The organism is Alphaproteobacteria bacterium, from assembly GCA_005883305.1.
Taxonomy (GTDB): Bacteria; Pseudomonadota; Alphaproteobacteria; order Sphingomonadales; family Sphingomonadaceae; genus Allosphingosinicella.
This window is the reverse complement of the sequence record VBAC01000001.1, coordinates 1,788,484-1,802,078: the sequence shown is the minus strand read 5'-3', so window position 1 is coordinate 1,802,078 and position 13,595 is coordinate 1,788,484. Positions and strand designations below refer to the sequence as shown.

At 67.8% G+C, this 13,595-nt stretch carries 12 protein-coding genes and 2 pseudogenes; 6 read left to right on the top strand and 8 right to left on the bottom strand.

What is annotated here, in order from left to right; genetic code table 11:
* Nucleotides 1–19: 19 nt before the first annotated feature.
* Nucleotides 20–814, top strand: coding sequence for a DUF2092 domain-containing protein (locus E6G92_09040; GenBank protein ID TMJ19890.1), 795 nt, complete (start codon nucleotides 20–22; stop codon nucleotides 812–814).
* Nucleotides 815–896: 82 nt separating this feature from the next.
* On the opposite strand, the pseudogene E6G92_09035 reads toward E6G92_09040, so the two are convergent.
* A pseudogene (locus E6G92_09035) lies at nucleotides 897–1,004 on the bottom strand (DUF2497 domain-containing protein).
* Nucleotides 1,005–2,152: 1,148 nt separating this feature from the next.
* Nucleotides 2,153–2,236 (bottom strand): annotated as a pseudogene (locus E6G92_09030) (lipoprotein Hlp).
* Between the two features lie 1,131 nt (nucleotides 2,237–3,367).
* Here E6G92_09030 and glsA point away from each other — a divergent pair.
* The 4 genes from glsA to E6G92_09010 all read left to right on the top strand — a co-directional run bounded on the left by glsA (nucleotide 3,368) and on the right by E6G92_09010 (nucleotide 7,767).
* The gene (gene glsA / locus E6G92_09025; protein TMJ19889.1) at nucleotides 3,368–4,528 is read left to right on the top strand and encodes a glutaminase A; all 1,161 of its coding nucleotides are present in this window, start codon (nucleotides 3,368–3,370) and stop codon (nucleotides 4,526–4,528) included.
* Nucleotides 4,529–4,698: 170 nt separating this feature from the next.
* Entirely contained in the window at nucleotides 4,699–5,658 is a 960-nt protein-coding gene (locus tag E6G92_09020; GenBank protein ID TMJ20771.1) for an amidohydrolase, read from the top strand.
* Between the two features lie 452 nt (nucleotides 5,659–6,110).
* On the top strand, nucleotides 6,111–7,238 hold the full coding sequence (locus E6G92_09015; protein ID TMJ20770.1) for a hypothetical protein: 1,128 nt from the start codon (nucleotides 6,111–6,113) through the stop codon (nucleotides 7,236–7,238).
* A gap of 10 nt (nucleotides 7,239–7,248) precedes the next feature.
* On the top strand, nucleotides 7,249–7,767 hold the full coding sequence (locus E6G92_09010) for a TIGR00645 family protein (GenBank protein ID TMJ19888.1): 519 nt from the start codon (nucleotides 7,249–7,251) through the stop codon (nucleotides 7,765–7,767).
* Here the strand turns inward: E6G92_09010 and E6G92_09005 are convergent.
* The 5 genes from E6G92_09005 to E6G92_08985 form a co-directional block, all read right to left on the bottom strand.
* Entirely contained in the window at nucleotides 7,720–8,388 is a 669-nt protein-coding gene (locus E6G92_09005; protein TMJ19887.1) for a hypothetical protein, read from the bottom strand. The two genes, E6G92_09010 and E6G92_09005, sit on opposite strands and share 48 nt — an antisense overlap.
* Nucleotides 8,385–9,317 carry an MCE family protein gene (locus E6G92_09000; protein TMJ19886.1) on the bottom strand — a complete coding sequence of 311 codons (933 nt, stop codon included), beginning with the start codon at nucleotides 9,315–9,317 and terminating at the stop codon, nucleotides 8,385–8,387. Before E6G92_09000 ends, E6G92_09005 begins: the two co-directional genes overlap by 4 nt.
* Complete coding sequence (locus tag E6G92_08995; GenBank protein ID TMJ19885.1) at nucleotides 9,317–10,108, bottom strand: ABC transporter ATP-binding protein; 792 nt, start codon at nucleotides 10,106–10,108, stop codon at nucleotides 9,317–9,319. The genes E6G92_09000 and E6G92_08995 overlap by 1 nt, the downstream gene beginning before the upstream one ends.
* Nucleotides 10,105–11,220 (bottom strand): ABC transporter permease, encoded by a 1,116-nt coding sequence (locus E6G92_08990; protein TMJ19884.1) that lies wholly within the window; start codon nucleotides 11,218–11,220, stop codon nucleotides 10,105–10,107. The genes E6G92_08995 and E6G92_08990 overlap by 4 nt, the downstream gene beginning before the upstream one ends.
* A gap of 175 nt (nucleotides 11,221–11,395) precedes the next feature.
* The gene (locus E6G92_08985) at nucleotides 11,396–12,148 is read right to left on the bottom strand and encodes a sulfite exporter TauE/SafE family protein (protein TMJ19883.1); all 753 of its coding nucleotides are present in this window, start codon (nucleotides 12,146–12,148) and stop codon (nucleotides 11,396–11,398) included.
* Nucleotides 12,149–12,180: 32 nt separating this feature from the next.
* Here E6G92_08985 and E6G92_08980 point away from each other — a divergent pair, with 32 nt between their 5' ends.
* Nucleotides 12,181–12,369: a hypothetical protein gene (locus E6G92_08980; protein ID TMJ19882.1), complete on the top strand. Its 189-nt coding sequence runs from the start codon at nucleotides 12,181–12,183 to the stop codon at nucleotides 12,367–12,369.
* On the opposite strand, the gene E6G92_08975 is transcribed toward E6G92_08980, so the two are convergent.
* Complete coding sequence (locus E6G92_08975) at nucleotides 12,303–13,589, bottom strand: MFS transporter (GenBank protein ID TMJ19881.1); 1,287 nt, start codon at nucleotides 13,587–13,589, stop codon at nucleotides 12,303–12,305. The two genes, E6G92_08980 and E6G92_08975, sit on opposite strands and share 67 nt — an antisense overlap.
* Nucleotides 13,590–13,595 lie beyond the last annotated feature (6 nt).

The window sequence follows — 13,595 nt, the reverse complement described above, 5'->3', positions numbered from 1 at the left end:
AACATGGGAGATTGGTCTGATGCGCCTTGCCACGGCTGCGCCGGCTTTTGCCGCTCTTCTACTCTTCGCGGGCGGCGCTGCCGCCCAGGCCCCTCGAACCACCGCGCCGGTCCCGACGGCGGCGCCGGCCGAACAGCGCGATCCCGAGGCGATCGCCGCGCTCGAGCGGATGGGAGACCATCTTCGCTCGATCATGACGTTCGGAGTCACCGGCGACATCACCACCGAGGAGGTGCTCGATACCGGGCAGACGATCCAATATACCGGAGCGATCGACCTGATCGCGCAGCGCCCGGGGCGGCTTCGCGCCAATCTCGATTCGTCGCGCAAGCGCCGGCAATATTATTATGACGGGCGGACCCTGACCATCTGGGCGCCGCGCCAGGCTTATTATGCCACGGTGCAGGCCCCGCCGAGCATCAAGGAGATGCTCGATGTCGCGGCCACCCGCCTCGGCCTGGTCATCCCCTTCGCCGACCTGTTCGAGTTCGGGGTCAATCCCGAGCTGACCCAGCGCCTGACATCGGCGACGGTGGTCGGGGTCGAGGCGATCGACGACAAGACCTGCACCCACTACGCCTATCGCCAGCCGGACGTCGACTGGGAGATCTGGATCGAGACCGGCGATCGGCCCTTGCCGTGCATGTACCGGATCACCGACCTGCGCGATCCCGCACGGCCCGATTACGAGGCGCGGCTGACCTGGGACCTCAACCCGACGATCACGCCCGAAACCTTCACCTTCGTCGCCCCCGAGGGCGCCGACCGCATTCCTGTGGAAACAACCGCGCTCGCGCAGGGAGACCGTCCATGAGCAAGTTCAAGCTTTCCAGCTTCCTGATCGCCACCGTCGGCGTTCTTTCGATTGTCGCCGCCACCACGGCCGACGCACAGCGCGGGGGCGGACGCGGCGGCGGAGGCGGACGCGGCGGCGGCGGCGGCGGCGGATTCAGCCGCGGCGGCGGCGGCGGTGGTGGCGGCTATCGCGGCGGCGGCGGCGGCGGGCGCGGCGGCTATAGCGGCTCCTCGCGCGGCATGAGCTCGGGCGTGCGCGGCGGATCGCGCAGCAGCATCAATTACGGCGGCGGCCGCGGCGGCGGGTCCTATGGCGGCAATCGCGGCGGCGGCACCTATGGCGGCAACCGCGGCGGAGGTTACGGGGGATCGCGTCCGTCCACGGCCGACCGCAGCTACGGCGCGGCCAGGGGCATGGGCAACCGTCCCTCCAACGGCGGGCCAACCACCGGCCGAGGCAATGTCGGCCGTCCCGGCGGCGCGGGCGGTGTCGGCGGAGTCGGCGGGGCCGGCCGTCCCGGTGGAGTCGGTGGTGTCGGCGGCGCTGGCCGTCCCGGCGGCGTTGGCGGCGTAGGCGGTGCTGGCCGTCCGGGCGGTGTCGGCGGTGTCGGAGGCGTCGGTGGTGTCGGCGGAGTCGGTGGCGTTGGCGGAGTCGGCGGTGTCGGCGGAGTCGGTGGAGTGGGCGGCGCGGGCCGGCCCGGAAACCGGCCCGGCGGCGGCAACAACGTCAACAACGGCAACATCAACACCGGCGACATCAACGTCGGCAACGGCAACGGCAATTGGGACAACGATTATGGCTGGGGCGACAACTGGTTCCCCGGCGCCGGCCTCGCCGTGGGGATGGCCACGGCGGCGATCGTCGGCTCCTATTACCCCTATCTGCCGGGCGGGTGCTCGCCTTATTATTACGGCGGCAGCCCCTATTACGGCTGCGGCGGCGCCTGGTATGCGCCGCAATATCAGGGCGACGACATCACCTACGTCGTCGTCGAGCAGCCGCAGGGCAATCCGGATCCCGGGGCGCCTCCGCCATTGCCGCCCCAACCAATGCCCTAGGGAGCCGGGGGCTATCCCTGAGAAGGGCGGCGAAGCTTCGGGCTTCGCCGCCCTTCTTCGTTGGCGGATGGGCGCGCCCGGACCGGCCCTGCGCTCTACGGGAAAAGACCCAGCCCGGAAGGAGGGGATTACCCGCCCTCCTTGTCGGGGATCACCCGGGGCCAAACCCGGGGATTGCCGGAGTGCCGCCCTGCTCCGGAAGCCCCAGAACGAGCCGGCAAAGGGTTTTCGCGGAAGGGGCTTATCATGAGCGAGGGATTGATTGCGGCGATGCTCGTGCTCGCATCGTCACCGGACGCGCCGGTTCAGGGACCGGTCGATCCGGCACCGGCGGCCGCCCAGGCGCCGGCCGAGGAGCAGGCGCGGGCCGCGGCGCCGGCCGTCGACCGGACCGGCGACTGGCTCAACCTCCAGGCCAGCACCAACGCCGACGTCCACCACCTCGAAATCTACGGCTTCGCCCAGTTCGACGCCATCCAGGATTTCGAGCGCGTCAATCCCGATTGGGCGGCGACCCTGCGGCCTTCGCGCATTCCGACGGTGGAAGGCCAGTTTGGAAGCGACGGCCAGTCGATCTTCTCGGTGCGCCAGTCGCGCTTCGGCGTTCGCGGCGACGGCGAGATGGCCGGGCGCGATTACGAGGTGAAGTTCGAGTTCGACCTGTTCGGAGTCGGCGGCGACGCCGGCCAGACCACGATCCGGATCCGCCACGCTTACGGGCGCTGGGGCCCGATCCTCGCCGGCCAGACCAACACGTTGTTCATGGACGGCGACCTCTTTCCCAATGTGGTCGACTATTGGGGCCCGGCGGGCATGGTCTTCCTGCGCACGCCGCAGCTTCGCTTCACCTTCGTCAACAGCGGCGGCTGGACCGCGGCGGTCGCTCTCGAGCACGCCACCGGCGACATCGATCCCGGCGGCATCCGCCTGATCGATTCCGAGCTCGCCACCAATATCAGGAACAACGAGGAGCTGCCCGATTTCACCGCGATGGTCCGCTATCAGGGCGATTGGGGCCACATCCAGCTCTCCGGCCTGCTGCGCAAGATCGGCTACGACACGCTCGGCACGGTCGACAACGAGCCGCACGGAAGCGAGCTCGGCTGGGGAATCATGCTCGGCGGCGCGTTCAAATGGGGCATCGCCACCTTGCGCCTCGGCGGAGTCTATGGCGAGGGCATCGCCAGCTACATGAACGACGGCGGCATGGACTTGGCGCCGAGCGCGGCGCTGCTGATCGCCCCGCCGATCTTCCCGCCGCCGCCGGTCCCGCTCCACCAGCTGGGCGAGGCCGAGGCCGTGCCCCTGCTCGGGATCACCGCCTATCTCGACCTGCAGTGGACGCCCACTTTGAGCTCGGCGATCGGCTACAGCATGACCGAGGTCGACAACACCAACTTCCAGGATCCGACCGCCTTCCACCGCGGCGAATATGCCTCGGCCAACGTCCTGTGGGCGCCGGCCGGGCGGATCCTGATGGGGCCGGAGATCCTGTGGGGCCAGCGCACCGACAATGACGGCGCCAGCGGAGACGACGTGCGCCTCCAATTCTCGTTCAAGATCTCGTTCTCGAGCGACCAGCTGTGGGCGAATTGATCCGATATTCCGGGGAGAAATTCAGATGAACGACATGACCATGAACCGCCGCGCGATGATCGGCGCACTGGCGACCGGCGCGGGAATTGCGGCAATGGGCCTGCCAACGGCCGCCGGCGCGCAGGGGTGCCGCACGGCGGCGGTCCCGGCCGCACGGCTCGATCAGGTGGTCCAGGGCGCGCAACAGCGCTACGCCGGCCTCGCCGAGGGCGCGAACGCCGATTACATCCCGGCGCTCGCCCAGGTGCCATCGACTCTATTCGGGGTCAGCCTGGTCGGCAGTGACGGCCGGATCCACGCCGCCGGGGATTCCGAGCAGGTCTTCTCGATCCAGTCGATCTCCAAGGTGATCAACGCCGCGCTCGTGATGAACGAATCGGGCGACCAGCGGATCATCGACAGCGTCGGAGTCGACGCCACCGGGCAGGTGTTCAACTCGATCACCGCGGTCGAGCAATATCGCGGCCGCGAGATGAACCCGCTGGTCAACCCGGGCGCGATCGCCACGGTCGGCAACATCCAGGGCGGCTCGCCCGAGGAGGTCTGGAACAAGATCCTCGGCATGCATTCGGCCTTCGCCGGCCGCCAGCTGGAGGTGAACCAGCCGGTCTACCAGTCCGAAGCGGCCACCAACCAGCGCAACCGGGCGATCAGCGCGCTGATGTCGGCCTATGAGCGTTTCACTATGGACCCGGCGGTGGCGGTCGACCTCTACACACGGGCCTGCTCGATCAACGTCTCGGCGCGCGACCTCAGCGTCATGGGCGCGACTCTGGCCTTCGGCGGGCGCAATCCGGTGACCCAGCGGCAGGTGATCGAGCGCTCGCACGTTCCCGGGCTGCTGGCGATCATGGCCACCGCGGGCATGTACGACGACAGCGGCAAGTGGCTGTTCCGCACCGGGCTTCCGACCAAGAGCGGCGTGGGCGGGGGCCTGATGGCCGTCGCTCCGGGCCGCTTCGGAATCGGCACCTTCGCCCCGCCGCTCGACGCCGCCGGCAACAGCGTCCGCGGGCAGCGCGCGATCACCGACATCGTTCGCGATCTCGACTGCAACCCTTACGCGCAGTTCGGCTGAGGCATGCGGACGTGAGGCACGCCGGCCTCGTCCTCGCGGCCGCCCTCGGCCTCGCCGCCGCGCCGGCGGGGGCGCAGCGCGGCGGCGACACCTATTTGTTCAACGACTCCCATTTCCACCTGACCAACTACATCCAGCAGGGGATCACGGTCCGGCGCTATCTGGAGATCATGGGCAATCGCGTGCGGCGGTCGACCCTGTTCGGAATCCCGCTGCAACAGACCTGGTCGTTCGGCAACACGGGCAATTTCGCGCCGACCTATTACCTCCACACCGACGCGCCGCTTTATTATTACTCGTTCACCGACGCCTATATCGCCCAGCAATATCTCTCGCTGGGGCCGGCCGACCGCGCCCGGCTCGATCCGATGATCACCGGCTTCAACCCCGCCGACATGTACGGCGTCGACCATATCCGCCGCGTGCTCGAAACCTTCCCGGGCGTGTTCAGCGGGATCGGCGAATTCTCGATCCACAAGGAGTTCGTCTCGGGCGAGATCGCCGGCGAGACGGCGAGCCTGACCAACCCGGCGCTCGACCGGATCCTCGATTTCGCCGGCGAGGCCGGGCTGGTGGTGATCATCCACTGCGACATCGACGTGCCGTTCGCGCGCAACGCGACGCTCCCGATCTACTTCACCCAGATGGTGGATCTGTTGCTGCGTCACCCGCGAACGACGATCATCTGGGCGCATACCGGGCTGGGGAGGGTGATCCAGCCGATCGCAATCCAGGCCTCGGGGTCCGGGACCCCGGGCACATCGGAGCGAGCGCTCAACCATCTCGATCTCATCTCGCAGATCCTCGCCGATCCGAGGATGCGGCACGTCTATTTCGACATTTCGTGGGACGAGGTCGTCAAATATGCGACCGCGACGCCTGAGATCGAAGGACGGGTGGCGGCCATGTTCGACCGCTTCCCCGACCGCTTCCTGTTCGGCACCGACAATGTCGCGCCGGCGGATCAGACCGCGGACCTGCGCGTGTTCAACCGCTGGGAATCGATCTTCGGTCGAATCCGCCCGGAGACCAAGGCGGCGATCACCATGGGCAATTACGACCGGCTGTTCGACGAGGGCCGCCGGCGGGTGCGCGCCTGGGAGCGCGAGCATGTGCCGGGGGGCAATTGATGTCGGGGAGGGATGTGATGCGTAAGGCAATGCTGTTCGGGGCAGCGATTCCGCTGTTGATGGTTTCGGGCGTGGCGCTGGCGCAGCCGGAGCCGGTCGTCACCGAGACTGCGCCGCCCGCGGCCGGCCCCGCCACGCCCGAGCAGGTGCTCGAGGAACTGCGCGCGCTGCGGGCCGAGCGCCAGCAGATGCAGCACGACATGAACGCCTTCGACGCGCGGATCGAGGCGCTCGAGACCCAGCTCGGAGTCGCCCCGCCGCAAAGCGAGCTGACGACGGCGCAGCCCGGGCAGACGATCGACCTCGGCCTCCAGACCGCCCAGGGCCAGCAGCCGGCCGGAACGGTGCCCGCCGCGGCGCATGACGACAACAATTCGGGCTGGGGCAGCCGCTACGAGCCCGGCCGGGGCTTCGTCCTCGTCCGAAGCGACATCGGCGAGCTCGGCGCCGGCGTGTTCAGCTATGCGCGCTATCTGAACCAGACCGCGCTCGATTCGACCTATACCGACAGCTTCGGCCGGGTCCTGCCGCTCAGCGACATCCGCAACGACATCCAGTTCCAGAAGGTCAGCTGGAACTTCAAGGGCTGGCTGTTCGATCCCGATTTCCGCTATTATTTCTTCTTCTGGACGTCGAACTCGCAGATGGGGGAGGGCGCGCAGGTCGTCATCGGCGGCTATTTCCAGTACCACTTCTCGGACCTGCTGACGGTCACCGCCGGCGTGATGCCGCTGCCGACCACGCGAAGCACCAACTACACCTTCCCCAACTGGCTTCGGAACGACAACCGCGTGATGGCCGACGAATTCTTCCGCGGCTCCTATTCGACCGGGATCGACGCCCAGGGCGAGCTTCTGCACGGCCTTCGCTACCGCGTGGCCATCGCCAACAATCTCGCCCAGCTCGGAGTCAGCTCGCAGGAGCTGGACGCGAGCTTCAACACCTTCTCCGGCGCCTTGTGGTGGATGCCGACGACCGGCGAGTTCGGCCAGACCGCGGGCTTCGGCGATTACGACAATCACCAGGAGGTCGCGACCCTGGTCGGAATCCACTACACCAGAAGCCGCGAGACGGCGCAAGGCCAGCCGGCGATCGACGATTTCGAGAACAGCCAGATCCGTCTGTCCGACGGCACCTTGCTGTTCAGCCCCGATCCGTTCGGCACCGGCGGCAAGGTCGAGCGGGCGACCTACCAGATGGTGGCGGTCAATGCCGGCATCAAATATCGCGGCTTCGCGCTGGAGGGCGAATATTATTTCCGCTGGGTCGACGATTTCGACGTCATCGGCACGATCCCCGTCACCGAGCTCTACGACGACGGCTTCTCGCTGCAGGCGTCGGCCATGGTCCTGCAGAACCGGGTTCAGGCCTACACGACCTATTCGCGAATCAACGGCCAATATGGCGACCCGACGGAATTCTCGATCGGGGTCAACATCTTCCCGTTCCGCAGGCGCGAGGTGCGCTGGAACTTCCAGGCGCTCAGGCTCGATCACTCGCCGGTGGGCGGGTCCTCGCTGCCGATGGTCGTCGGCGGCAACGGCTGGGTGTTCTCGAGCGACTGGATCGTGGCGTTCTAGGGCGCGCGCGATGAAACGGATCGAGGCCGGGCTTGAGCGGGTGCTGTTCGCGTCGCGCTGGCTGGCGGCGCCGATCTATGTCGGGCTGGTCTTCTGCCTGATCATGCTCCTGGTCGTCTTCGCGCGCTATCTGTTCTGGATCGGCGCGCAGATCTTCACGCTCTCGCTCCACCAGGCCGCGGTGGCGGTGCTCGCCTTCATCGATCTGGCGCTGATCGCAAACCTGCTGCTGATCGTCATCTTCGTCGGCTATGAAAGCTTCGTCTCGCGGCTCGACGTCGAGCATGACGACCGGCCGAGCTGGATCGGCGAGGTCGGCTATTCGGGGCTCAAGATAAAGCTGCTCTCGTCGCTCGTCGCGATCACCGCGATCGACCTGCTCAAGGCGTTCATGGAGATACAGAGCGACGAAGGGCACCCGCCGCACGAGCTGCGCTGGCTCGTCGGCATCCACCTCACGCTACTGGCGACCTTGGTCCTGTCATCGCTGGGAAACTGGCTGAACGGCGACACCGACGGCCATCGCTGAGGGGACATAGGTCTGCGCGACGGTTTGGCTCACCAGGTCGTTGACCCGCGCGGTCACCGCCGCGGTCGCCCGGTCGAAGGCCGCCACGATCGAGGTGACGCGATTGGCGTCGGCGGGCTCGCGTGCGGCGACCGGCCATTCGCCGACGATCGCCCGGTCCGAGCGGCGGATCAGGCGGACATTGGCTTCGACCAGGGCTTCGGGCGCCTCTCCCCCGAGGTAGACGGCCTCGAATCGGCGCACGTCGACCGAGAGCGTGAAGTCGGGCCGGGTGATGTCGCCCGGACGCACCATCCGGACCGCCGGAGAAAGCCGGCCGAGCGACCGAATCATCGCACCGTCGAACAATTCCGATGCGGGGGCGACCCAGCGCGCATCGGCCACGTAGCTGAGGCTTGCGCCGGTGGCGGTGAGGATCCGGTCGCCCCGGCTCTCGGCTTCGAAGTCGGCGCCGGGATAGGAGACCAGGATCGAGCGGCCCCTTTCCGGCGCCGCCGCATCGGGTGCAGCCGCGGCCGCGTCGCCGAAGCGGTATAGCTCGGCGGGACGGCCGCCGCCGAGCAGGCCGCCGCAACCCGCCAGGGCCAGCGGAAGGAGGAGGATCAAGTGCTTCCGGGTCATCGCGGTATCTCCACTTCGCGGCCGCTGCCGCGCCCCAGCGTGCCGCGCGGATCGCGGCGGATGTCGGCGGTAAGCGCGCCGAGCGAATCGGCGGCACGCTGAACGGCGACGAGCGAGGCGTTGAGCTCGGGGATGGTCGAATTCGACACGTCGTCGACCGAGCCGTTGACCCGGCCGATCAGGGTGCGCGTCTCGGCCACGGTGCGCTGAAGCTCGGCCGCGCTCGCGTTGATGCGGGCGAGCACGCCGTCGCGGCCGCCGATCCCGCCGCGGATCGAGGTTGCGGTCGCCTGCATCTCCGCCGCCGCGCGGTCGAGCCGGGCGAAGGTCGATTCGATGTTGGCGAACATCTGCCTACGGGAGCGGAGCTCGCCCGACACCGCGGCGACGTCGTCGAAGGTGCGCGAGATGTTGGCGATGTTGCCGTCGGAGAGCAGCCGGTTGACCCTGGCGATCGCCTCGGCGCCGTCGGCGAAGAGCTGGGTGGCGTTCTCCATCGCGGCGGCGAGCCGGCCCTGCCGGGCGGGGATCACCGGCGGCCGGTCCCGACTCGCCTCGCGCAGCAGCGGGCGCTGGGGGGAGCCGGGCGTGATCTGCACATATTTGACCCCGGTAATGCCGAGCGACGCGGTCTCCGCGGCGGAATCGACCCGCACCGGCGTGCCGTGCTCGATCTGGATATCGGTCATCACCTTGTTCGGATCGCGCGGATCGAGCGCGATATGGGTGATCTCGCCGACCTTGATCCCGTTGAACTGGACCTCCCCGCCGCGGCTGAGGCCGCTCACCGGTCCGCGGAAATTGATCCGGTAATTGTCGTAGGTCTGGTTGAACTGGAACTGGGCGAGCCAGACGATTCCGATGAGAGCGCCGACCAGCAGGACGACGCTGACGATCCCGACCAGGGCGAAATTTGCTTCCCGTTCCATCAGTGCCGAGTCTCCCTCGCCTGGGCGCCCTGCGCGGCGCGTCCGCGCGGCCCCTGGAAATAGGCGCGGATCCAGGGATGATCGGATTGCTCGAGCTCGGCGACCGGCGCGGTCGCGATCACCCTCTTGTCGGCGAGCACCGCAACCCGATCGGTGATCGTGTAGAGCGTGTCGAGATCGTGGGTGATCAGGAAGACGGTGAGGCCGAGCGAATCGCAAAGGCTTCGGATCAGCTGGTCGAACTCGGCCGCGCCGATCGGATCGAGGCCGGCGGTCGGCTCGTCGAGGAAGAGGAGATCGGGGTCGAGCGCGAGCGCGCGGGCGATTCCGGCGCGCTTGCGCATGCCTCCGGAAAGCTCGGACGGCATCTGGTCGGCGACTCGCCCGTGCAGGCCCGCGAGCTTGATCTTGAGCCGCGCCAGCTCGGAGACGAAGGAATCGGGCAAATCGGTATGCTCGTGGATCGGCGCCTCGACGTTCTGGCCGACGCTGAGCGAGGAGAAGAGCGCGCCGCCCTGGAACATCACTCCGGCGCGGCGCTCGATCCCCGCCTCGGCGGCGGGATCGTGGACGTTTCGGCCGAACAGCTCGACCCGGCCGCCGTCGGGCTCCTTGAGGCCGAGGATGGTATTGAACAGCACCGACTTGCCGGTGCCCGAGCCGCCGACGACGCCGAGAATCTCGCCCCGGCGCACATCGAGGTCGAGATCGTCGTGGACCAGATGGTCGCCGAACGCGCTGCGCAGGCCCTTGACCCGGATCGGCGCGGGGGGGGCGGCCGAGGCGGTCACAGGCTCAGCTCCATGAAGATGACGGCGAAGATCGCGTCGAACAGGATGATGACGAAGATCGCCTGGACCACCGCCATCGTCACCCGCTCGCCGAGGCTTTCGACGTCGCCGCCGACCGAAAGGCCGTGGCGGCAGCCAGCCATGGCGATCAGGAAGGCGAGCAAAGGGACCTTGCTCATCCCGATCCAGAAATGGCGGACGGAGACCGTTTCGCGCATCCGCTCGAAGAAGAAGATCGGGCTCATGTCGAGCGCCAGCCAGCTGACGATCAGCCCGCCCATGATTCCGGCGACCATCGCCGCGAAGACGAGCAGCGGCATCATCAGCAGCATCGCCAGCACGCGGGGGATGACCAAAGCGTCGATCTCGCTGACCCCGATCACCTGCATCGCGTCGGTTTCCTGGTTCATCTTCATCGAGCCGATCTGCGCGGCGAAGCTCGAGGCGGAGCGGCCGGCGAGCAGGATCGCGGTGATCAGAACGCCGAACTCGCGAAGCACGGCGACTCCGACGAGCTGGACGGTGAAGACCGCGACCCCGAGCGAGGCGAGCAGATTGGTGCCGACCAGGGCGACGACGGCGCCGATGAAGAAGTTCATGACGAAGATGATCGGCAGGGCCGACGTGCCGGCGGATTCCATCGCGTGGACCAGGCTCACCGCGCGGACCTGGCCGGGGTGGCGGATCGCCCGGCCGAGCGCGCAGACGACCTGGCCGGCGAAAATCGAAGCGCGCCACGCCTCTTCCTTGAAGGCGAAAAGCGCCCGGCCGATCCCGGCGAAGAAGTGAAGCAGGCCGGTGGAGCGTTGCTCGCGGGCCGCCTGCTCGTCGACCGCCGGACGGACCAGCTCCATCAGGCGGGCAAGGTCCGGGCGCGCGGCGGCGATCGCCCTCTCCAGCCCCGCCGGGGCCGAGCGAAGCATGGCATAGGCTCCGGCGGTATCGACCCTGCCGAGACCGGAGAGGTCCAGGCGCAGCCCTTCGGCCTCCGGGGGAAGCGCTTCGCCGAAGCGCGCCGCCTCGGCCCCGAGCGTCAGCGACGTCCAGTCGCCGGCGAGCGCCACGGTTTGGCCGGCGCCGGTCGCCACGATCCTGTAGGAAGCCGAGTCCATGCGCGCCTTTGCTCCGGTCGCGCAACAGTGCGGGCAAGCGAGCCTGCATGCCCATCAGGGTTAACCCGCGAATCTCGGGGCGATCGTCCGGGCAACCGGGATTAGGAGCCGGGGGTCTCCTCGAGCCATGCGCTACAAGACCTGGAATGCCCGGCGAAACCAGGTCTGTTTGTGGCTAGAGGCTCAGCCCGTTCCAGAGCAATTTGGCGCCCGCGACGACCATCAAGGCGTAGACCAGTGGGTAGAATCGTTCGGGCGAAACCTTGCGGATCAGCCACACGCCGGCCAGGGCGCCGAAGATGGCGAAGGGGAGAAGAGCGAGGGCCGCCAGAGCGTTGGGCCGGGTGAACTGGCCGAGCGCGGCATAGGCGGGGACCTTGATCCAGTTGAGCGCGGCGAAGAAGATCGCGGTCGTGCCGACGAAGGTGTCTCGCGGCAGGCGGCGCGGCATCACCCACATCTGGAAGGGCGGTCCGCCGGCATGGGCGATCTGGCTGGTGAAGCCGGTGGCGATTCCGAACAGGGCGCCGACCCAGCCGGGCGAGCGCGACGAGGCGGCGATCTTGCCGCCCCGCTCGGCCCACAGGCGGTAGAGGCCGAAGAGGAGCGAGATCGCGCCGACCGAGACGAGGATGCCGTTCGAGGAGACGGAGGCGGCCAGCCACCAGCCGATGACGACGCCCGCGACCGCCCCGGGCAGCATCACCGCGAGCACATAGCCGTCCCAGCTCTTGCGGAAGGCGGCGACCGAGACGGCGTCCTGGACGATCAGGATCGGAAGCAGGATCGCCGCGCCCTGAACGGGGTCCATACCGAGCGCGATCAGCGGCATGGCGAGCGCGCCGAGACCGGAGAAGCCGCCCTTGGCGAGGCCGATCAGAAGGACCGCGGGAATCGCGAACAGGTAGAAGGCGGGATCGGTCGGCATTGGCGCCTCAACGAGATTGGATCCTAATCGGCGTGGGCTCAGCCGCCATTGCGAGGAGCGTCGCGACGAAGCAATCCAGCGGCCTCGGAGTCAGCGCTGGATTGCTTCGCTACGCTCGCAATGACGACGAAAAAATTGGGGACCGTCCCCGATTTCAGCCGATGCTCGCCCGCTCCAGCCGGGGCGAGAGCAGGTGGACGATCGCCAGAGCGACGAAATAGGCGCTTCCGGCGACGACGAAGATCGGCGTGTAGCTGCCGATCTTGTCGAGGATCTGGCCGGTGTAGAGGGTGAAGATCATGCCCCCCACCGCGCCGACCGTTCCGCCGATCCCGATCACAGAGCCGACCGCGCTTCGCGGGAAGAGGTCGGAGGGCAGGGTATAGAGGTTGGCGGAGAAGGCCTGGTGCGCCGCGGTCGCGATTCCGATCACCAATACGGCGACCCACAGATCGTCATAATATTGGGCGAAGTAGATCGGGGTCACCGCGAAGGCGCACAGCAGCATCGTCATCTTGCGGGCGAAATTGACCGTCTTTCCGGCCTTGATCATCCGCGACGAGGCCCAGCCGCCGGCGACCGAGCCGATGTCGGACAAAAGGTAGATGGCGACGAGCGGCGGGCCGAACTGGAGGATGTTGAGCTGGTAGCGGACGGCCAGGAAGCCCGGCAGCCAGAACAGGAAGAACCACCAGATGGGATCGATGCAGAACTTGCCGAGCGCATAGGCCCAGGTCTCGCGCTTGGCGGCGATCCGGCGCCACGGCAGCGGAGTCACCGGATCGACCGGATCCTGCTCGATATAAGCGAGCTCGGCCGCGGAGACCCGTTTGTGCTCCCGCGGCCGTCTATACATGGCGAGCCAGGCGATCACCCAGACCGAGGTGGCGATTCCGGTGATGACGAAGGCGGCCCGCCAGCCATAAGCGACGACCAGGAAGGGCACCACGAGCGGCGTGACGATCGCGCCGATGTTCGCGCCGGCGTTGAACAGGCCGATGGCGAAGGCGCGCTCCTTCACCGGAAACCATTCGGTCACCGCCTTGATGCCGGCCGGGAAGTTGCCCGCCTCGCCGATGCCGAGGCCGAAGCGGACCATCGCGAACTGGGTGACGCTGTGAACCCCGCCATGGGCGATATGGGCCAGAGTCCAGATGACGAAGGCGGCCGCGTAGCCGAGCCGGGCGCCGATCAGGTCGACGATCCGGCCGAAGCCGATATAGCCGATGGCGTAGGCGGTCTGGAACCAGAAGACGACGTTGGCGAAGTCGAGCTCGCTCCAGCCGAGATCGGCCGAGAGCGTGGGCTTGAGCACGCCGAGCATCTGGCGATCGATGTAGTTGATGACCGTGGCGAGGAAGAGCAGGCCGACGATCACCCAGCGATAGCGTCCGACTCGCGCGGCCGCCCCTTGAACCGCGCCATTGCCTGCGTCCGACATGATCTT

Coding starts and splice junctions, on each gene's coding strand:
- E6G92_08985 (TMJ19883.1), bottom strand. CDS start 12,148: ATGCCGACCGATCCCGCCTTCTACCTGTTCGCGATTCCCGCGGTCCTT.
- E6G92_08990 (TMJ19884.1), bottom strand. CDS start 11,220: ATGGACTCGGCTTCCTACAGGATCGTGGCGACCGGCGCCGGCCAAACC.
- E6G92_09020 (TMJ20771.1), top strand. CDS start 4,699: ATGGGCAATCGCGTGCGGCGGTCGACCCTGTTCGGAATCCCGCTGCAA.
- E6G92_08975 (TMJ19881.1), bottom strand. CDS start 13,589: ATGTCGGACGCAGGCAATGGCGCGGTTCAAGGGGCGGCCGCGCGAGTC.
- E6G92_09040 (TMJ19890.1), top strand. CDS start 20: ATGCGCCTTGCCACGGCTGCGCCGGCTTTTGCCGCTCTTCTACTCTTC.
- E6G92_09010 (TMJ19888.1), top strand. CDS start 7,249: ATGAAACGGATCGAGGCCGGGCTTGAGCGGGTGCTGTTCGCGTCGCGC.
- E6G92_09000 (TMJ19886.1), bottom strand. CDS start 9,317: ATGGAACGGGAAGCAAATTTCGCCCTGGTCGGGATCGTCAGCGTCGTC.
- glsA (TMJ19889.1), top strand. CDS start 3,368: ATGACGGCGCCAGCGGAGACGACGTGCGCCTCCAATTCTCGTTCAAGA.
- E6G92_09005 (TMJ19887.1), bottom strand. CDS start 8,388: ATGACCCGGAAGCACTTGATCCTCCTCCTTCCGCTGGCCCTGGCGGGT.